Source organism: Celeribacter halophilus (assembly GCF_900114135.1).
Lineage (GTDB): Bacteria > Pseudomonadota > Alphaproteobacteria > Rhodobacterales > Rhodobacteraceae > Celeribacter > Celeribacter halophilus.
Genome location: NZ_FORY01000023.1, coordinates 15474 through 34173 on the forward strand (window position 1 = coordinate 15474; position 18700 = coordinate 34173).

15 protein-coding genes and 3 pseudogenes are annotated in these 18700 nt (G+C 53.3%); 7 read left to right on the forward strand and 11 right to left on the reverse strand.

The genetic code is table 11. The annotated features are described in order from the left end of the window. The first annotated feature begins 50 nt into the window (after nt 1-50). The 4 genes from BM152_RS16385 to istB all read left to right on the forward strand — a co-directional run bounded on the left by BM152_RS16385 (nt 51) and on the right by istB (nt 4617). Nucleotides 51-959 carry a 3-hydroxyacyl-CoA dehydrogenase family protein gene (locus BM152_RS16385; protein ID WP_269446562.1) on the forward strand — a complete coding sequence of 303 codons (909 nt, stop codon included), beginning with the start codon at nt 51-53 and terminating at the stop codon, nt 957-959. Nucleotides 960-962: 3 nt separating this feature from the next. After that, nucleotides 963-1976, forward strand: coding sequence for a cyclase family protein (locus tag BM152_RS16390; protein WP_074914479.1), 1014 nt, complete (start codon nt 963-965; stop codon nt 1974-1976). Between the two features lie 330 nt (nt 1977-2306). Next, on the forward strand, nt 2307-3836 hold the full coding sequence (istA, locus tag BM152_RS16395) for an IS21 family transposase (protein WP_066606648.1): 1530 nt from the start codon (nt 2307-2309) through the stop codon (nt 3834-3836). Then, nucleotides 3826-4617: an IS21-like element helper ATPase IstB gene (gene istB / locus BM152_RS16400; protein ID WP_066606597.1), complete on the forward strand. Its 792-nt coding sequence runs from the start codon at nt 3826-3828 to the stop codon at nt 4615-4617. The genes istA and istB overlap by 11 nt, the downstream gene beginning before the upstream one ends. A gap of 56 nt (nt 4618-4673) precedes the next feature. Here the strand turns inward: istB and BM152_RS16405 are convergent, their stop codons facing one another. The 5 genes from BM152_RS16405 to BM152_RS16430 all read right to left on the reverse strand — a co-directional run bounded on the left by BM152_RS16405 (nt 4674) and on the right by BM152_RS16430 (nt 10447). Then, nucleotides 4674-4880, reverse strand: coding sequence for a hypothetical protein (locus BM152_RS16405; RefSeq protein ID WP_066606599.1), 207 nt, complete (start codon nt 4878-4880; stop codon nt 4674-4676). Nucleotides 4881-5823: 943 nt separating this feature from the next. Next, nucleotides 5824-6954: an NAD(P)/FAD-dependent oxidoreductase gene (locus tag BM152_RS16415; protein WP_066606604.1), complete on the reverse strand. Its 1131-nt coding sequence runs from the start codon at nt 6952-6954 to the stop codon at nt 5824-5826. A gap of 2 nt (nt 6955-6956) precedes the next feature. Further along, nucleotides 6957-8009, reverse strand: a complete 1053-nt coding sequence (locus tag BM152_RS16420) for a Gfo/Idh/MocA family protein (protein ID WP_066606607.1) — start codon at nt 8007-8009, stop codon at nt 6957-6959. Nucleotides 8010-8012: 3 nt separating this feature from the next. Continuing rightward, the gene (locus BM152_RS19655; RefSeq protein WP_066606611.1) at nt 8013-9527 is read right to left on the reverse strand and encodes an amino acid ABC transporter permease/ATP-binding protein; all 1515 of its coding nucleotides are present in this window, start codon (nt 9525-9527) and stop codon (nt 8013-8015) included. A 98-nt stretch (nt 9528-9625) separates the two neighbouring features. Beyond that, nucleotides 9626-10447, reverse strand: coding sequence for an ABC transporter substrate-binding protein (locus BM152_RS16430; protein ID WP_066606649.1), 822 nt, complete (start codon nt 10445-10447; stop codon nt 9626-9628). Between the two features lie 119 nt (nt 10448-10566). Here BM152_RS16430 and BM152_RS16435 point away from each other — a divergent pair, with 119 nt between their 5' ends. Continuing rightward, nucleotides 10567-11721 (forward strand): LacI family DNA-binding transcriptional regulator, encoded by a 1155-nt coding sequence (locus tag BM152_RS16435; RefSeq protein ID WP_082715428.1) that lies wholly within the window; start codon nt 10567-10569, stop codon nt 11719-11721. Between the two features lie 94 nt (nt 11722-11815). Here BM152_RS16435 and BM152_RS16440 read toward each other — a convergent pair. The 5 genes and pseudogenes from BM152_RS16440 to BM152_RS19565 all read right to left on the reverse strand — a co-directional run. Continuing rightward, a protein-coding gene (locus BM152_RS16440) for an IS3 family transposase (RefSeq protein ID WP_111481332.1) occupies nt 11816-12945 on the reverse strand; the annotation gives its coding sequence in 2 pieces (ribosomal slippage) (nt 11816-12711 and nt 12711-12945; 1131 coding nt in all). A gap of 49 nt (nt 12946-12994) precedes the next feature. Then, a pseudogene (locus tag BM152_RS19715) lies at nt 12995-13216 on the reverse strand (IS30 family transposase); the annotation flags it as partial. 166 nt (nt 13217-13382) lie between these two features. After that, nucleotides 13383-15041: a hypothetical protein gene (locus BM152_RS16455; protein ID WP_066606625.1), complete on the reverse strand. Its 1659-nt coding sequence runs from the start codon at nt 15039-15041 to the stop codon at nt 13383-13385. Nucleotides 15042-15312: 271 nt separating this feature from the next. Beyond that, entirely contained in the window at nt 15313-16347 is a 1035-nt protein-coding gene (locus BM152_RS16460) for an IS110 family RNA-guided transposase (RefSeq protein ID WP_066606632.1), read from the reverse strand. A 580-nt stretch (nt 16348-16927) separates the two neighbouring features. After that, nucleotides 16928-17101 (reverse strand): annotated as a pseudogene (locus tag BM152_RS19565) (IS5/IS1182 family transposase); the annotation flags it as partial. Between the two features lie 114 nt (nt 17102-17215). On the opposite strand from BM152_RS19565, the gene BM152_RS16470 reads away from it, so the two are divergent. Further along, on the forward strand, nt 17216-17506 hold the full coding sequence (locus tag BM152_RS16470) for a hypothetical protein (RefSeq protein ID WP_066606634.1): 291 nt from the start codon (nt 17216-17218) through the stop codon (nt 17504-17506). Between the two features lie 145 nt (nt 17507-17651). Next, nucleotides 17652-17981 (forward strand): hypothetical protein, encoded by a 330-nt coding sequence (locus tag BM152_RS16475; RefSeq protein ID WP_066606637.1) that lies wholly within the window; start codon nt 17652-17654, stop codon nt 17979-17981. Nucleotides 17982-18403: 422 nt separating this feature from the next. On the opposite strand, the pseudogene BM152_RS19330 reads toward BM152_RS16475, so the two are convergent. Beyond that, nucleotides 18404-18700: pseudogene (locus tag BM152_RS19330) on the reverse strand (hypothetical protein); the annotation flags it as partial.

Here is an 18700-nt window from a genome sequence, read left to right on the forward strand (position 1 = left end):
TACTAATCACTAAACTTAACTTATATTGTCAACGAATAAATTTGGAGGAGGTGAGCATGGCGCGTATCGTCGTCATAGGTGCTGGGGTCATGGGAATAGGTATTTGTAAGCATTTCCTGAGAAATGGCTGTCAAGTCGCACTTGTTGATCCATCTCCGGTCGCTTTAAAAAAAGCGAAAGAAAATACCAAGCAAGATGGAAAAGAAGCCCTTTGCGTTCGTGTGCCAAGCGACCTTAGAAAGGAATGGAGCGCCGCAGATGTCGTTTTCGAAGCTGTCCCCGAGGTTTTATCGATCAAACGATCTGTCCTTTCCACAATCGAAGAATGTTTCGGTGAAACGACAATAATCGCCTCTAACACATCGGGCCTTAAAACAACGGATATGACAGAAGGGATGCATCATCCCGAGCGTTTCGTTATTACCCATTTTTTTAACCCCGCAGACTTAATCCCAGCCGTAGAAATCGTGCCCGGCCCAGCAACAACAGAGCAAGTTGTTGCACAGGTAATTCGGCTTTTGGAACGCACCGGAAAAAAAGCAGCCCGTTTGCAAGCAGACATTCCTGGCTTCATTGCGAACCGCCTTCAGCACGCACTGCTGAGGGAGTGCTTTTACCTCATTGAAAAAGGTGTGGCAGATGCGGAAACGATTGATCTCGTAACTCGCTATGCTTTGGGAGTTCGGCTTGCTCTCATCGGACCGATGCTCCAGAGAGACTTGAACGGCCTTGATACTCACCTAAACATTGCTCGTTATCTATATGCAGACCTTGATCGTCGGGAAACAGCTCCAGACGCACTTGTCGATATGGTTGCTGCGGGTCATCTTGGTCGAAAGTCCGGACAAGGGTTCTTCAAATGGGATGCTACTCAAAACGGACGTTTAGAAGAAATTGAGGCCCTGTTGCCTGAGGTGATTGCACTTGCCGATAGGGCGCAGGCTACTGAGGAGGAATAGAACATGACACGATGGGTAAACAGACCAGAGGGAAGCAATTGGGGTGACTTTGGGCTAGAAGATCAGCTCGGGACATTAAATTACATCGGTGATGAACAGCGTCTTTCTGCTGCGAAAGAAATTCGTGAAGGACGGGCTTTCTGCCTATCTTTGCCGCTTGATCTCCCCGGAGAATTAACGCTCAATCCCCGCCGAAAACCTCCCCGCCTTGGGCCAACCTATCTAGGAGACACGCCTTACATCAACTATCCTTTGAGCAACGTTGACTCGCAACTCCATGATGTATTGAGCGATGATCAAGTTCTTTTGTCGACACAATATTCTACGCAGTGGGATTCTCTGGCACATGTTGGCGCTTTGTTTGATGCTGACGGTGATGGAGTGTCCGAGCGTTGCTACTATAATGGTTTTCGCGCCGATACTGATATTGTTGGCGCGGGAGTAGAGGGGAACCATGCCTCATATGCTCGTAAGCTTTCGGCAAGCGAAATGGCCAAAAAACCGGTTCAAGGGAGAGGCGTCTTTATCGATTTTGTTCAGGCATTTGGCTCTGAACGTGTCATTGTTGGTCGTGAACTGCTTGAAAAAGTAATTCGGGAGCAAAATGTTAAACTGCGTCGCGGAGACATTCTAATGCTCCGTACCGGATATTCCGAAGCGCTCTGGGACATGCAAGAGAATCCTGACCCAGAAAGGCTAGAACGCACCGGCGCAGTACTGGATGGAACTGATAGTGCGCTTCATACTTGGATCTCCGAGAGCCAGATTTCTGCTATTGCAGCAGACAATTATGCCGTTGAAAATCCCCATAGCGATCCAACGACTTGCTGTCTGCGCTTGCCGCTTCATCATCACTGCCTCTTTAAACTGGGTCTACCGCTTGCAGAACTATGGTATTTTAGAGATCTCGCTGCTGCACTCACAGCTTCAAAGCGTAATAGTGTTTTTCTCACCGCGCCCGCGCTATATTTGCCTGGGGCGATAGGATCACCACTTACACCAGTTGCAACTATTTGAGGAGCTATGAGTGAATCTTTACTGAGCTGCATTCCAGATACACGCGCTCTCCAAAGATAGCTTCGACGATCTGGCGCAAAAATTTCCGATTGGCGTTATTGTTTAAACTGCCGATAGAAATCCTGAAGTCATTCTGGCCTTCTACCACCGTTCGATGGTTGTAAAGTTGATCGATTGCGATACAGATCGCATAATGGAACCGGCCATAGGTCTGTTTGTTGATTTCCGCTGAGACGTGACCCGGTAGGCCGCAAAATTTTCACTGAGAATTGACCCATGTGAACATGATATCCCTGACGGCTTTGTTCAGGGAGATATGGAGTGATCGACATGGGATTTTTGAGTGTCATTCGACGTTGGGCGTTACGTGACAAAATGCCAATTCGTGAGATTTCCCGGCGGACGGGATTGTCTCGCAACACCATCAGAAAGTACCTGCGCGAAGGCGCAGTCGAACCGAGGTTCAAGACGCCAGTCCGTCCGAGCAAGCTGGATCCATATGCGGACAGATTATCCGCCTGGCTCTTGGCGCAGACACGCAAGCCGCGCAAGGAGCGCCGAACTGTGAAGCGGATGCATGAGGATCTGGTCAAGCTCGGCTATGACGGATCCTACGGTCGTGTAGCGGCGTTTGCTCGGGCATGGCGGGAGGACCGGCTTCGCGCAGAGCAGACGGCCGGACGCGGCACCTTTATTCCCTTGGTGTTCCACCCCGGCGAGGCATTCCAGTTTGACTGGAGCGAAGATTGGGCCAGCATCGGCGGCGAACGGGTCAAGCTTCAGGTGGCACACGCGAAGCTGTCGCATAGCCGCGCCTTTCTGGTGAGGGCCTATCCGCTCCAAACGCACGAGATGTTGTTCGACGCCCATTGGCACGCCTTTCGCGTATTCGGGGGTGTGCCTGGTCGGGGCATCTACGACAATATGAAGACGGCTGTGGATCGCGTAGGACGTGGCAAACAGCGAGACGTCAATGCTCGTTTCAAGGCGATGGCCAACCACTACGTCTTTGAGCCTGAGTTCTGTAATCCGGCTGCAGGCTGGGAGAAAGGACAAGTCGAGAAGAACGTCCGGGATGCGCGCAGCCGTTTGTGGCAGGTCATGCCGATCTTTACCGATCTGGCCGAACTGAACCAGTGGCTTGAGGATCGTTGCGTTGCTCTTTGGTCCGAGACACGACACCGCGAGTTGCCGGGGACTATCGCTGATGTTTGGGAAGCTGAGAAGCCGACACTGATGGCGTTGCCTCCAGCCTTCGACGGTTTTGTGGAACATAGCAAACGTGTCTCGCCCACATGCTTGATCACGTTCGAGCGCAATCGTTACAGTGTTCCGGCCAGCTTTGCGAACCGTCCCGTAAGCCTCCACGTCTACCCCGAGCAGTTGGTTGTCGTGGCCGAAGGCCAGAGTGTCTGCACGCATGAGCGTGTCATAGAGAGGTCCCACCACAAGCCCGGAAAGGTGATCTATGACTGGCGTCATTATCTGGCGGTGATCCAGCGCAAACCCGGCGCACTGCGCAATGGTGCGCCATTCATGGAGATGCCAGACGCCTTCCGCCGCCTACAAGATCACATGTTGCGCAAAGAGGGTGGTGATCGGGAGATGGTCGATATCTTGTCCCTCATTCTTCATCATGATGAAGCTGCGGTTCTGCGCGCGGTAGAGCTGGCGCTGGAGGCAGGCGTGCCGACCAAGACACACATCTTGAACCTGCTTCACAGGCTGATTGACCCCAAGAAAACCGATCTTCCGGAGATCGACCCACCAGATGCTCTGGCCTTGGAAACGGCCCCCAAAGCCAATGTCGATCGCTATGACGACCTCAGACAAACAAAGGAGAAGCGTCATGCGTCATGATCCAGCAGGAGCCTCGATTGTGATCATGCTCCGCAGCCTCAAACTGCATGGCATGGCGCAAGCAGTCGATGATCTGATAGCGCAGGGTGCGCCAGCGTTTGAGGCTGCAACGCCGATCCTGTCCCAACTGCTCAAGGCTGAAATGGCAGAACGGGAAGTGCGGTCGATCGCCTACCATACGAAGGTGGCCCGCTTCCCGTCCTACAAGGATCTTACAGGGTTCAACTTCAAATCCAGCGACATCAATGAAGCCACGGTCCGGCAGTTGCATCGCGGCGAATTCATGGAGAACGCAGAAAACGTAGTTCTGATCGGTGGCCCAGGTACAGGGAAAAGCCACATCGCCACCGCCATCGGTGTGCAGGCCATCGAACATCACAGATGCAAAGTCCGCTTCTTCTCGACCGTGGAACTCGTCAATGCACTGGAACAGGAAAAATCTGGGGGCAAGGCCGGTAAAATTGCAGAGATGCTCACCAAAACCGATTTGGTCATTTTGGATGAACTCGGCTACCTGCCCTTCAGCCCATCAGGAGGCGCATTACTCTTCCACCTCCTGAGTAAGCTCTACGAGCGCACCAGTGTGATCATCACCACCAATCTCAGCTTCAGTGAATGGGCACAGGTCTTCGGCGATGCAAAAATGACAACAGCATTGCTCGACCGGCTCACCCACCGTTGCCACATCCTCGAAACTGGAAACGACAGCTATCGCTTCAAAGTCAGTTCCGAAGCCGCCAAAAAAACGCGAAAGGAGACCCCACAATTGACTGCCAAATAAACGCTGATACATAGATAAGGGCGGGTCAATTCTCGGTGGAAATACCGGGTCACGTCTCAGCGGAAATCAACACGATAGTATGTCAGCGTCTTTTCGAAGTAATCTTCCAGCTTCACCAAGCGATCCGCCAAGTTAAGACTTCCATTGAAGTCGTTGACAGTATCCTGAGAGATCTGGAAACCTTCAGGCGCAACATGTGCAGTGCAGGCGAAGGGTTCCGTTTGGTCAATGTCGGCATTAGTATCGATGTCAGTAAGGCTCATGGCGCTACTCTCTTGTTCGCGGCCATCTTAGGAGGCGCGTTATGTTGGGTTTCAGTCTTTGAAACAGTGTTAATGGTCGGCGGGCCGAAATAATGAAACCGTCGGCAATGTGCCGGTCGATTAATGTATTTACGGCAGAAAAACAGTGTCATCCCCAAATGGCAACGGCATAAGATGAAACGCTTCAACACGCACGAGTATTTACTTTCTGGCGGGTATCGCCACGTTCTAACTGTCACATCTCCTTGTTCTGATCGCTGCGATACATCGCAGATGTTATAATGAAATTGCTGTTTCAGGCTGAAACAGCGGTGAATTGTACTGGAGCATCGCAGAGACGGATTATTCGTCTAGCCACCGCGTATATGCCTGCCATTCTCGACTTCGCGGCGGGCCCAAAAAGCGTTACGGCTTTACCGAAGCATCAGGACACAATGTGCTCGATTCGTCAAATAATGATTCAAAATCAAATACTTGACGCGAATACTCTCCAAACTACGCTTTTCGCAAGTTAATTCATTTTCCTCACCTCTCTTTTCTTTCTTCAGATGTTTCCGACGCTCAAAAATTCCGTTCCTCTCACTTGCACATCTTCAAGTATGCGTCGGAAAAGCACTTCAATATAGCTCAGGTAGCAAAATTTATATAGAAAACTCAATTTTCGTTTGTGCGACCAAGATGCGAAATTCGTGAGTTGAAGTAGAGCTGAGATACTCGGATTAGAGGTGGTCGTGCTTTTTCGATCAGCTTGTAGGTCGCCCGGCGACATCGACGCGCCTGGTGGCCGGGCTGTTGTACCTTCAACATGCCAATGATCCGGGGTCAGCGGTCGGTCTCGGTCGCAGTGTGACAACGGAAGGCACGCTGATTTTAGGTTAAACTGCAAATGGACCACGTCTCCATTGGAGTGAATAGAGACGTGGTATGCAAGATTGTTTGGATTTCAGTCTGCGAACCGTTCCGGTCGGAACGGTTCGAGCATAGAATGACGGATGCCCAAAGCCATTTCTTCAGCCAGAAGCTCGCCCATAATCAGGCCGAGTGTCGCGCCGCTATGGGAAAAGGCTACAAAACATCCGGGGAGTTCTGCCAGTTCGCCAAACACCGGGTCACCGTCACCGGGGATAGGCTTCGGTCCGAAATGCACGTTAATGACGCTCAAGTCGGGTGCAGGATTGAGCACTTTGCGGGCTTCATCAATCAATTTCTCTGCTACCCAGTCTGGCAGATCATACCCCCCGTCAGCACGTTGAGTCACTTCCTCCTCGGGCCAGTCGGAGTCGAGGTAGAATGCTCCGTTTCTGGTCCGGCGCACTGCCACAAATGGTGTGTTCAAGACGGCGCGGAGGGGATGATCGACTGGTTGGGTTTCGACCAGAACGGCAATGGGCGTGCCATCTCCAATTTTAATCCCATGGGTCGCAGCCATGGCGGGTACTGCGGCACCGGTGGCCAACAGGACGACATCGCCCTCGAAATTCCGTCCATCATCGCACCGCGCTCCTGTTGCTCGCCCTTCCGTTACGGCAGGGGTGGCTTTACCCGCATCCGTAATGATTTTTCCTCCCGCAGAGTTGATCTCTTCTGCGAGGATAGAGACAAGCGCGGGTAAATCGACCCAGCCTTCGTTCGGGTTGAGGATCGCCCCTGTTTCGGTGACAGCCGCACCGTTCACGCCGGGCACTTTGTGTGCAACTTCTTCACCGGACAACAGGTGCGCTTCATAGCCAAGGTTGCGTTCATAGCGATAGACCTCGGAAATTTCATTCTTCGGCCCCTCCATATCCCATGTTAGGCCGCCTCCGAAACACAGCCAATCGGCATTAGGATAGGCATCAGATAGAACGCGATACCGTTCCATGCCGGCTTGCCGAAGTCGATGATACGGGAGGGAGCGCCGCCGTGCGGTGTTCAGCCATGCCAGCGACCTGCCGGACGCCCCATTCGCCAGAGGCCCGTCATTGATGAGGGTAACAGCTACGCCCATGCGTGTGAGTTGCGCCGCTGTCGAAACACCGAAAATGCCACCGCCGATAATAACGGCACTGTCGATATGTGGGGTTGGTTGTGGCATGGTTAGACTCCTGTGAGGGTTTCGATATAGTGCAAGGACTCCCAGCGACCGGTTTCGGCCGCACGAGCAAGTGTTTCAAGCGCAGCGGCATTGCGACAAATGTCAGCCGAGGAGGATGGCATTGGAGCGCCTGTCAGGACTTGATCCGTAAAACTTTCCGCCTGTGCGCGGTATTGATCCGCGGGGGCGATCGTCTCAACCTCACGCCCGCCGCCGAGCAGGTCCGCTCCCGTATCGATGACCAGATGCGCGGTATGGTCTGGCGGACAATTGAACGGCGCATCAAGGGTAATATAGCCTTCGGTCCCCAATAGGGTCAGTTGCTGTACAAGAGCGGATTGAGTCGCCACGGTAAACCCGAGGTGCCTCCCGTTTGAGAAACGGACTGCACCGGTGGTTAAACGATCGGTTCCGAACGCCGGATCCCGATCCATGGTGGCTGTGAGGGCTTCGGGTTCGCTATCGAAAAAGAACCGTGCTGCATCTATCGCGTAGCACCCAATGTCATTGAGGCCGCCACCGCCGATGTCCGCTTGGTTTCGGACATTGGCCGGGTCGGTGTTGCAATAGCTAAACAGGACCTGAATTCCGGTGAGACGCCCGATCCGTCCCGCCTGGACAAGTGCTTTCGCGCGTCTCCATTGCGGGTGGTGGCGAGTCATGTAGGCCTCAGTCACGATTTTCCCACACCGGCGCGCGGTGTCGGTTAACCGATCCGCCTCCGCGAAGGTGAGCGCAAGAGGTTTTTCGCACAACACATGTTTGCCTGCCTCAAGCGCCATGAGCGTCATAGGCACATGCAGGTGATTGGGCAAAGGATTGTAAATTGCATCGATATCCGGATCCGCGAGCAGCGCCTCGTAACTGCTGTATGTGCGAGGTATATCAAACTGTTGCGCAACCTCGCTTGCCCGTGCCGCATCGCGGGAGGCGATGGCGGCGAGGGTACAGCCTTGCGCCGCCCGAAGTGCAGGAAGCATGGCTTTTCGCGCAATGCTTGCGGTGCTGAGGACACCCCAGCGCAGGGGCGTGATATCGGTATTTTGATCAGACATGTTTTAGAGAACCTCCGCAAAGAACTTTTTGAGACGGTCGGTTTTAGGTGCGTTGAACATCTCGTCTGGGGTGCCGGATTCGACGATTTTCCCCTCGTCCATGAACACGATCTGGTCTGCTACCTGACGAGCAAATCCCATCTCGTGCGTAACGACAACCATGGTCATCCCACGCCGTCCCAGTTCGGCCATCAGGTTCAACACACCTTTCACCAACTCGGGATCAAGGGCGCTGGTCACCTCGTCGAACAGAACCACTTCCGGATCCATAGCCAAAGCGCGAGCAATGGCGACTCGCTGTTGCTGCCCTCCGGAAAGATTTACAGGACGATGGTCCCCACGCCCTTGTAGGCCCACATCCGCAAGCCGCGCATCCGCAATGTTGCGGGCCTCGTCGAGACTCATGCCTTTGATTTTTGTGAGTGAGAGCATGATGTTCTCGCGAGCCGTATGGTCGGGAAATAGGTTGAAGTGCTGGAACACCATGCCGACCCTTGCGCGAAGAGTTTCTGGTTTCATGTTGCGGATGTCGGAACCGTCTAAAAGGACTTTGCCCGCGTTCATTTCGACCAACCGGTTGAGGCTGCGCAACAGGGTGGATTTACCGGAGCCCGAGGGGCCGATGACGCAGGTTACGGAATTTTTCGGAACCTCGAGATCAATACCGCGAAGGACTTCCATGTCGCCGTAGCTCAACCGCAGACCTTCGATCGACAGGCTGCCGCCGTTGAAGTTAGTTGCTTCCGAGGTGTTACGGGGCACGGCATTGAGTTCATCAACCTCTTCAAGCCCACTAGCAGGTTGCTGGTTCGATGGGCGTTTTCCGGCGCGGAGGCGGTGATCAAAGTAGTTGATCAGATGCGTCAGGGGAACAGTGATAACAAGGTAGAAAATACCCGCCAGAAGCAAGGGGGACAGATTGCCCGTCACCACGGCGGCATCTTGGCCGACACGGAAGATCTCGCGTTCTGACGCAAGGAGGCCTAGAAAATAGATAAGGCTTGAATCTTTGACGTTGGAAATGAATTGGTTGACCAGAGCCGGGAGGACGCGGCGGATGCCCTGTGGCACGACGATAAGGCGCATCCCCTGACCGTAGCTCATGGATAACGCGCGACAGGCTTCCATTTGACCAGTCGGCACACTTTGGATGCCGGCACGGAAAATTTCGCCAATATAGGATCCCGCAATCAGACTGAGCGCGAGGATTCCAAGGGGATAAGGGGACGGCCCGAACAGTTCGCGCCCTATTCCCGCAAACCCCTGACCGATCAAGAGGATGGTGACGATGGCGGGCAGACCTCGAAAGATATCGGTGTAAACACGTGCCGGAAGGCGCAGCCATTTGGATCGTGAAATACCCATGACGGCGAGGACGATGCCAATGAAAATGCCGATGATTGTTGATGCGAATGCGAGGATCAGGGTGTTCTTGAGGCCGGTAGTGAGCATAATCGGCAAGATTTCGGCCATGGCATCCCAATCAAGGAATGTCCGGCGCAGGTTTTCTAACCACATTTAAGAGATCTCCAGAGGGCGACGCCGGGGCATCGTCTGTATCAGAGGAAGTAAAAGGGGCCGCCGACGGATGCCGGCGGCCGGGACGCAAGACCGGATCAACCGTTGGACGGCAAGTATTGTTCCGGCATAGGTGAGCCTGGAAACCATTTCTGATAGAGATTGCGCCAGGTGCCATCTTCCATCGCGGCATGCAGCGCTTCGTTCAGGGCGTCGCGCAATGTTTCATTGCCTGGTTTGACCGCAAATCCTGCGGGGGCGTCGAAAGAGGGGATATTGACCTTCAGCTCTAGTCCGTAACGTTCCGCATAGCTTTTTGCAGCTTCGAAATCGAGGAAATGCGCATCAACAGTGCCATTGTTTAGCGCAGCAACCCCTGTGTTGTTATCGGGGAACTGGACGATATCCGTGTCTGTAAATGTCTTTTTCGCATAGTTTTCCTGCAATGTGCCTTGCACGACCCCCAATCGTTTCCCAGCTAATGTGCTCACGTCTTCGGAAATTGTCTCATCGTCGGAGAGCACGGTGAGATATCCGGCAAGATAGCCGTCGGAGAAGTCGACAACCTTAGCGCGCTGTTCGGTAATCCCGATGGCCGCTGCGGCTATGTCAAAACGTCCGTTGGATACCGAAGGAAGGAGGGCTGCGAAATCCTGACCTGTGAAAAGAATCTGATCCTCTTCGAAGCCAAGACGGCCAAGTACGTTTTTCAGAAATTCGATATCAAACCCTGAAAATTCACCGGCTGCGGATGTGAAAGCATAGGGTTTTGCGTCTCCGAGAGAGCCAACGCTCACTGTGCCGGGCGTGATGAGATTGTAGGGGTTTTCCTCGGCCTGAGCCGTACTTGTCATCGTTGCAGCCGCGCACAGAATGCTGGCGGCGGTTGCGGCGATTTTTGGGAGGGAAAGGGTGGTCATGTGCGTTTTCTCCACTGTTGTGTGTGCCGCATTGTTTTGGTTTCGGAATTCTGGCATTCGCGGCATTTTGTGATGAGACCGGTATTAGTCGTAGAATTCAGTTATTGAGACCGGTCTCAATGCGTATACTGTTTTTGAATATTTTGATTCGCGTCAACCATTTTGCTAAAGAATTTGTAAAAAGGGACATCGGAACGGTGAAAATGAGTAGCAAAAAGACGTCGATCACGGTTGCCGATGTCGCGCGCGCGGCTAAAGTGTCAAAAGCGACCGCTGCGCGGGTATTAGGTGGCTATGGCGTGGCAAGTGAAAAGACACGTAATGCGGTCACAGAGGCGGCAGAGAAACTCGGATATCGCTCGAATGAACTGGCACGGTCCATGAGCACAGGGCGCACAGGGCTCATCGGTGTTGTGGTCGGAGACATAGAGAACGCGTTTTTCAGCCGCGCCGTGCGTGGGATCAGCGATGCAGCGAATGCGGCAGGTTTAAATCTTATCATTACGAATTCGAACGAAGACCTCGAACAGGAGCGTGAAATGGTCGCGGTTCTAATGCGACAACGCGTGGCAGGGATGATTGTCGCGCCAACTGATGTCCGTGACACGGTCCATCTGGAAGCAGCGATTTCTTCTGGTACACCTGTCGTGACCTTCGACCGCGTGGCCGACCATTTGGTAGCTGATTCTGTCTGTGGCGATGACGCCGCTGCAGCGGATCAGGTAATGCGCCATCTTCATGACCTCGGACACCAGAATGTCGCTTATGTGACTGCGGCAGGATTTCAGGGTGGGCGCCTCTCTGATCTCGATGAAATCGGAATAACGGCTGTGCGCAACCGGATTGCAGCATTTCTAACGGCGTCAGAACGTGCTGGAATAGAGGACCCGATGGGCCTTGTATTCCAAAATGTCATCGGAGAAGAAAGTGCGCAGGACATCGTTGCGGCCATCCTTGCGCATGAGCCGGCAATCACAGCCGTGTTAGCCTCTGACAGTCTGATTGGTGCCTCGCTTTACAAGGCTTTTAAAGAACGCGGCGTCCGTTTCCCGTCCGACCTTTCCTTTGTCTCGTGGTTTGACGCGGATTGGACAAAGGTGACGGCACCACAAATTTCGGTCGTGGACCAGCCAACCTACGAGTTCGGGCAGAAGGCAATGCAATGTCTCATCGGTCGGATCAATGGAGATAGCTCGAAGATTGAACATATTTTGATCCCGACCCCCATGATCGCGAGGGGATCAATCGGGCCACGGGAAACGTGTGGCGACTGATTGTGCCGTCTCTCAAGGTGCGCGTGTTGGAAGTGTCAATATGATCAATGTAGCAGTGGACCTGTCACGGTTTCGTGCCGCCCCAAGTGCTCGTTTAAGGCACTTTCCGTTCGAAAGCGACTGGGCTTTTCCAGCCCAATGCAGAGTGTCGGCGTCGCGGATTGTAGAAGCCGTTGATGTACTCAAAGATCGCTATTTCGGCTTGCCTGCGCGTTTCCCATGACTGCCGCCATATCAACTCGGCTTTGATGGTTTTGAAGAAGGTCTCGACGGCGGCATTATCATAGCAATTGCCCTTGCCAGACATCGACACCTTGAACCCGTGCTGGCGCAGGATCTTCTGGTAGTCGTGCGAACAATATTGCGACCCGCGATCCGTGTGATGGATGCAGTCCTTGGGCGGCTGCCGGAACGTGGTGGCCATCTTCAAAGCCCTGATCGTAAGGTCGCGTTTCATCCGGTTCGAGACCGCCCAGCCAATTACACGCCGTGAATGCAAGTCCAAGATCACAGCTAAGTACAGCCACCCCTCGCGCGTCCAGATATAACTGATATCGCCTGCCCACTTTTGGTTAGGCGCATCAGCGTTGAAGTCACGATCCAGCAGGTTTGGCGCGATATTGTGCTTATGATTGCTGTCCGTTGTCGCCTTGTATTTGCGAGTTCTTACGACTGATATGCCGTTCTGACGCATCAGCCTGCCGACGCGGCGGTGCCCTACATTCAGACCAATCTCCTTCAGCTCTTCGGTCATGCGAGGCCTGCCATAACTGCCAAGGCTCAGACGAGACTGTTCCTTGATATGGGCCAGCGTGACCAAATCAGACCGCTGCCTGCGGCTGGCTGGACGGCTGCGATGCGCCCGCAAACCACGCGGGCTGACTGCCATAACCCGGCACATCAGATTGATGGAAAATGTTGTTCGGTGTTCTTCAATGAACTTAAACCTCACGGCTTTTGGCTCGCAAAGAACACCGTGGCCTTTTTTAACACTTCCCGCTCCTCCTTGAGAATGCGGTTCTCACGACGCAAGCGGTCATTCTCTTGGGCAAGGCTCAGATCCTCTTTTGACACCACATCCGTGTCTCGATGGGCAGTGACCCATTTGTTCAGCGTCGACATGCCGACGCCCAGATCGTCAGCCACCTGTTTGCGCGTCAGTCCACTGGTTAGCGCGATACGCACTGCATCAGCGCGGAATTCGTCTGTCCGTTTCAGTCCCATAGTCAGTCTCCTTTGTTGCAGTAAATGCTATCAAAGGAGCGGCATCAAACCGTGACAGGTCCACTTCGCGCTCACACAGGCTCAATGCAGACTTACCCCGTCTGCGATCTGGTGGACGTATTCCGCCCGTTGGTGAGATGACTGAAAAGACTGACGACGATTGGCGATCAAAGACACGCCCAATCGATCTCATCGACGCCCCACGCTGCCATCGATCCCAAATCTCGGCACGCTGTTCAGCTGAATAGTAAATCCTGCGACGATACTTCATTCAAAACACTCCATCTTTTCCTAAAGACTAAAGTGTTGCGTTCACCGGTTGAGCCCACCGCCCATAACGGACATTCAATGCAGCGATCGACGCCGCGGAGCAGCTTCACCAAAGCAGACAATACATAGACTGGTCGAAAAGTGGCTCCGTTCTCGGCTGGAAGCATTCATGTGTGTAACGCTGTGTAGATCGCAACACCCATCGAAATCACAGCTACAACCAATGCGAGTAAGGTAACCCCTTCCATGCGTCGCTGCGCCGCGATGCTTTCCTTGGTGCCCAAAGCGGAAGAAAGCTGGTTTAGGAAATCGCGGGTGTCCTGATCTTCTTCAAGAAGCTGTTGCGAGAGCCTACCAAGAAACGATTTCAGGCCCTCTTCGATTTCATATGGCTTTTCTTCATCCCGGTGACTTTGCTGCGAAAAACCAGAGGCGTTCCACCGGAAAGATGCATCGTTCTCGGAGAGTGCCCGAACTTCGCGCGCGATGGATGGCACGCCAATGGATTGTCTGAAGAAAGCACTGATATGCTCGATCGCACTGGTGGAGCAGCGTGCCTTCGAACGCGCCGACAAAGACTGACGAGTTTCCTTGAGGCTCCGCAGCAACTCACGAAGATAGCTCGCAAGCGCATATCTTGCGATAATGCCGTCAAGGCGGTCATTGGCGAAATAGGTTCGAGTACCCAAAGAGTCGCCTCCGTAGGTTTTTAGGTCTTCCTCGTTAAGAACGTCCCAACGCAGTGCAACAGTCATGTGGTTTGGCGTGTTTTTGCGGTGCCCAGCATCGAACGAAAATTTTAAGGAGGGGATAGATGAAGACGTCCAGCTACCGAAATCATGGTCAATATTGACGAAGCGCGACCAGTGATTCCAGCTCCGGTCTCTAGGCGCGTCTTTGTCGAACGGCGTGAACCCGTCCAAAGACAAAAACTCCACCGTTGGAAAGTGGCTGTTTTCGCAATGCTCGCTGAAGAATCCGGGAAAGTTCTTCGACAGCCATGAGATACCTACGTTCCGGTACTTTCCTCGTATGCGCCGAACACGCTCTTCTTTAACATGCTCCACTCCCATGATCGAGTAGGCTCGAGAACGCCGCTTTGGAACGCGGGTCGTTTTCGCGGGCTCGTTTATTGCATTTGCATATTCGAGCGACGCATCGTCTGTGAGAATGAAACCGACACTCAAGCAGGTAATTGAAGGCGTTAATTGTGCAATATTGACAAGAAGTGATGAAAACTCCTTCGGGAAATCCGCTGTGTATCTCACGCCTACATATTTCTTGACCTCTTCGGGGCGATGTATCCAACCAAGTGGCATCGTACCCTCGCTGCCGTAGAGGCGCTGCTTTTTGAGCCAGTCGATATTTGATTCATCACGGACCGGCACTTTTTCCCCGTCCCAGCCGATTTTTTCAAGGCCTTCGTATAAAGTCTCGATCTCACTCGGGCCAAAAATCTCGCTGACCATGATGCAGCCGAGCCGGAGCGAAACACTTTCATCAAGCGCTGTCTTTGCGTTGTTCTCTGCATCGCGTTCTCGGTAATGGGATTTGTCTTCGCCATAGGGGTTGGGGATGACATTCGGGTAACGGGCGTGAAGCGGCCAAACCATCTTGCGTGCCCGTTGCTTCCACACAGGCACAGATTTTTTCCCGAGGGCTACTACGTCCTCCTTTTTACCCTGATCAATATTTTGTGTCTGCTCGTCCTTCATTAGACCAATATAGTCATTATTCACCGCTTTTGAAAACAGCGCCCACGCATTGCACAAATAAGAACGTTGTTGTTGAATGACCGTTTGCAAAAATGTGGCCGGTTGTTCCATCTTCTGCAGCGAACGTCTCCTTCTCTAATTGGGTGTCTGGGTCAAGCTCGTTTTCCTTCTTTGGGTTGTTAGGGATCGTTTGTCCGGGTCACGCTTCTCTTCGCAGTCTGGTTTGGCGTTCGAAGTGCGCCGCTGCATGCATGTGTCGGAATGGAAGTGGAGAGCCCCGCTTTCCGGCGCGCTTCAAGTTGCGCAGCAGACATTTTCGGCTTCATCCACGAACCTCGTCCGGATTGGACGATCCCGTCAGGTTAATTGTTAGGCTACTTGTTCATGCCGTGCCTCCAACTTGTTCCTGACGGAATTCGCTGCCGTCGATCCAGATACGGTGGAGCAGAACGGCAAGTTTGCGGGCGACGGCAACAACGGCGCGTCGGCGGCCTTTGGTGCGCATCAATCGCATACCCCATGATTTAATCTGTGACCCTGCCATCGTTCGCATCAGCAATGCGTTGGCGGCTGCATATAGAGTTGCACGAACATCTCGATCTCCTGCCTTCGATATTCGTCCAGGATTGTCGTGCTCCCCTGACTGAAAGCGCCTCGGTGTGAGCCCAAAATGCGCAGCGACAGTACGAGAGCGTCTGAACCGGCTCGGGTCATCAACTGCCGCCTTGAATGTGAGTGCTGCAATCGGACCAACACCCGGTACGGTCATCATGCGCATACAGACCTCGTCTTGAGATGCCGCACGTTTCACGCGTCGATCCAGTTCCAAGTAGTGTTGGAACAAGACCACCCGCGCGTCGAGCAATGGAATGACCGCATGCGCAAGGACGTCGTCCATCTCGATCATGGGCCGCACCAGACCATCAAAGGATCCGTGTTTCACTGTTCGGGGTAATCGCACACCAAAGATCTTCAGCAGCCCTCGTACTTCGTTGGCCAGATCCATCGTCTTCTTGAGCAACGCTTTACGCGTGCTCAAAAGCGCCCTCATCCCGTGGGCCTCCCGACTCTTCATGTGAACAGGGCTGAACCACCCAGTTCGCAATATTTGGGCAATGCCCTTGGCATCCGTCTTGACAGTCTTGTTCCGCATCGCAGACAAGGCGGCACTCACCTGACGCGCCTCCATACAAACGACGTCGAACCCAGCCGATTGCAAACCAAAGAACAGATGTTGGCTCATTGCTCCGGCTTCAAAACCAACGCGTTTTATCGGGTGCTCAAAAGCTGCAAGACAATCGGCGATGTCCTCGACTTCGCAGGGTAGCTCTCGCTCGAGGTAAACCTTGCCTTTGTTATCAACGATGCACAGCGCACACGACCGGAGCGACACATCTAATCCAACATAATATTCCATCTTCTGTCTCCCTTGTTCACAGCTATGCTGTGATCCTATCGGGAGCTCGACCAAAGTGCAGGGTCAGCCCAATTACGCATGCTTTCCGCCCTCACTTCGGAAAATCCCTGGTGCTGCGGCTGCACAGATCATGTCCGCTTCGGGCTGACAGCGGTCATCCGGTTGGTCGCGCCGAAGCCTGCATAGGTCAAGATTTGCGCGCCGCACCGCCGCAAGTCCGGTTTGAGCCCAAGTTGACCATTGCTGCGAGTAGCCCTCAAGGTCAGCAATGCACAAGTTAGTGAACTTTGCAAAATCAAGGCCGCTTAACCCCAACAAGGCCACGACCCGCGTGTCGAGCAACAGGCCGGATACATATGAGCGACTTCCGAGAACATGTCAGAAATCATTTGCGAGCAGCAGCCGATACATACAAATGGGCCGATCACGTCGAGAAGGAAGACTACGGTTCCAGGCTTTGCAAAGGTCACTTCTTGCGCATTGCTGCCTTTGGTACAGAACGCAGCAAGGGTTTCTGGTGCTGGTGGACTTTGTTGCACAAATCGTGCGGAGGTTGAGCTTCCCCTTAACCCAGACGGATTCATCGTAGAGCCTCTGTGCGGGCAATGCCAAGCGCGGTGAAGCCATTCAGGATCGCAACGCGGGTATGGGCCTCCGCAACCTGCCAACCGAAGTCGTGTGCAGCGAAGCGCTGCCCCAATAGTTTAATACAATGTATCTTCGTTTCGACGCGTCTCCTTCGGTGATACCCCGATCATCGTCGTCAAACCGCGTGCGGGTTTTAGTCTCGACGCAGCCCGTGGACTTCAGGAAAGGTCATGATGGCCTAGGAACGGGACGTCACATTTTCCAGAAAGAATTGAACAGATTGACCGTGGAGAGAACGGCCAATCTGTTGGGCCGTATGCTCTTGATGCTGCCAGACATGGGGGCTGAGTTGCCCTCGGGTGGAGGTGATAAAGTGGATCAATGGAAATTGGCTGAGCTGTTTGGCGTGTCCACGATGAAAATAAAAACCGCAAAACGCCGGAGTTTTGTCAAACTTCCTCGGACAGAATTGGCTCAAGAGGTTCTTGGAGAGATCGCGGATGCCCTTTGTTCCGATCCGCCTTGCGGTAGTTCGGCGGTATTTGAGGAAGAAGCTTTCTGTGACGTCTAAAAAATGATCTAAAAAGGTCGGGCTCGTTGGGATGCTAATACAGCAAAATTTCGCGAATTCATCGCCCCTCGGGACCGGCCTCCAAAAAAAATTTGAAGAAAGAAGATTTGCACATAGTTTTTGCGGAGAAGAAAGGAATAACATCATGAACAACGCAAAAAATGACTTTGAAAATGCGGTCAAAACGCTCGTCGAGACCTGGCTCGCAAATCCTGGAACTTCGGGAGCCAGCGCACTTGAGCCGATAATTGAAAGCTTGGCATTTCGGGACAATGCATCAATCTGCCTCGCATCATTTTCGTCTGCATTTTCGCATCCTGACAGCACAAAAATTTTGAACGCCTTCAACACGGCAACAAAATATATTGCACATTTTGATTGGCCGGAGGAATTGATTAGCCTTCACAAAATTAACGATCTCACCGGTCGGCTTTCGCGGACTAAAAATGATGCCGATCCCTCAATAACTATGTGATTCTATCAATGATCCGGGGTCCGCGGTGTCCTCGGTCGCAGTGTGACACAAGCTGTGATGCGCGCCAGGCCCGTGCGCGTCACAACGGTATGTCACGCCAAACAAAGATCGAAGGGATAAAGAAGTTCTCTTTGATAGTAGATTACCGTACCTTTTCGCGTTTCATCGAAGAGTCGCCGCTAGAGCGTGGCCGGACATTCTCCGCCCTTTTAGGGCTCTCGGAATATTCGGATTGCCGTCAGGCGCTGCAGGTTGTTTCTTATACGCGCACGATGAACACCGATCTCGATATGAAGGTTTTGGCGACACGGATCGACGGAACACAGCGCGCCATCCAACAAGCTCTGGAGGCACTCCGATCCAACTTCGAGAAGGTCACAGGAAAGCGGTGTTTTTCAAGGTAGTTGCCGCTTGATAATTTATCATGCTGCCCGTTTTTCGTTTTGCTCCATGGGGCCGGCGCCGCCAGCTTTATGGGAGAGCGCGTCGCCGGCCCCATGGGCTTTGCGTTCGACTTCAGGCCGCTCGGGATTGAGCCATACCGAGCCAACAGGCTGCCAATTCCGCGTGCCACGAGACCAGCGCTCGGGATGCCGCTCTTTGGCCGCCTGATATACATGGCGTCTGGCGGCAAGCATTTGCACGTCCTCACCACGGTGCCGCTGATCTGGCGTCACAAAACGGATCGCGCTGTGGCGATGCTCTGTGTTGTACCAGGC

Coding starts and splice junctions, on each gene's coding strand:
- BM152_RS16460 (WP_066606632.1), bottom strand. CDS start 16,347: ATGGAATATTATGTTGGATTAGATGTGTCGCTCCGGTCGTGTGCGCTG.
- BM152_RS16405 (WP_066606599.1), bottom strand. CDS start 4,880: ATGAGCCTTACTGACATCGATACTAATGCCGACATTGACCAAACGGAA.
- BM152_RS16420 (WP_066606607.1), bottom strand. CDS start 8,009: ATGTCTGATCAAAATACCGATATCACGCCCCTGCGCTGGGGTGTCCTC.
- BM152_RS16475 (WP_066606637.1), top strand. CDS start 17,652: ATGAACAACGCAAAAAATGACTTTGAAAATGCGGTCAAAACGCTCGTC.
- istB (WP_066606597.1), top strand. CDS start 3,826: ATGCGTCATGATCCAGCAGGAGCCTCGATTGTGATCATGCTCCGCAGC.
- BM152_RS19655 (WP_066606611.1), bottom strand. CDS start 9,527: ATGTGGTTAGAAAACCTGCGCCGGACATTCCTTGATTGGGATGCCATG.
- BM152_RS16435 (WP_082715428.1), top strand. CDS start 10,567: ATGCGTATACTGTTTTTGAATATTTTGATTCGCGTCAACCATTTTGCT.
- BM152_RS16455 (WP_066606625.1), bottom strand. CDS start 15,041: ATGGAACAACCGGCCACATTTTTGCAAACGGTCATTCAACAACAACGT.
- BM152_RS16390 (WP_074914479.1), top strand. CDS start 963: ATGACACGATGGGTAAACAGACCAGAGGGAAGCAATTGGGGTGACTTT.
- BM152_RS16415 (WP_066606604.1), bottom strand. CDS start 6,954: ATGCCACAACCAACCCCACATATCGACAGTGCCGTTATTATCGGCGGT.
- istA (WP_066606648.1), top strand. CDS start 2,307: ATGGGATTTTTGAGTGTCATTCGACGTTGGGCGTTACGTGACAAAATG.
- BM152_RS16430 (WP_066606649.1), bottom strand. CDS start 10,447: ATGACCACCCTTTCCCTCCCAAAAATCGCCGCAACCGCCGCCAGCATT.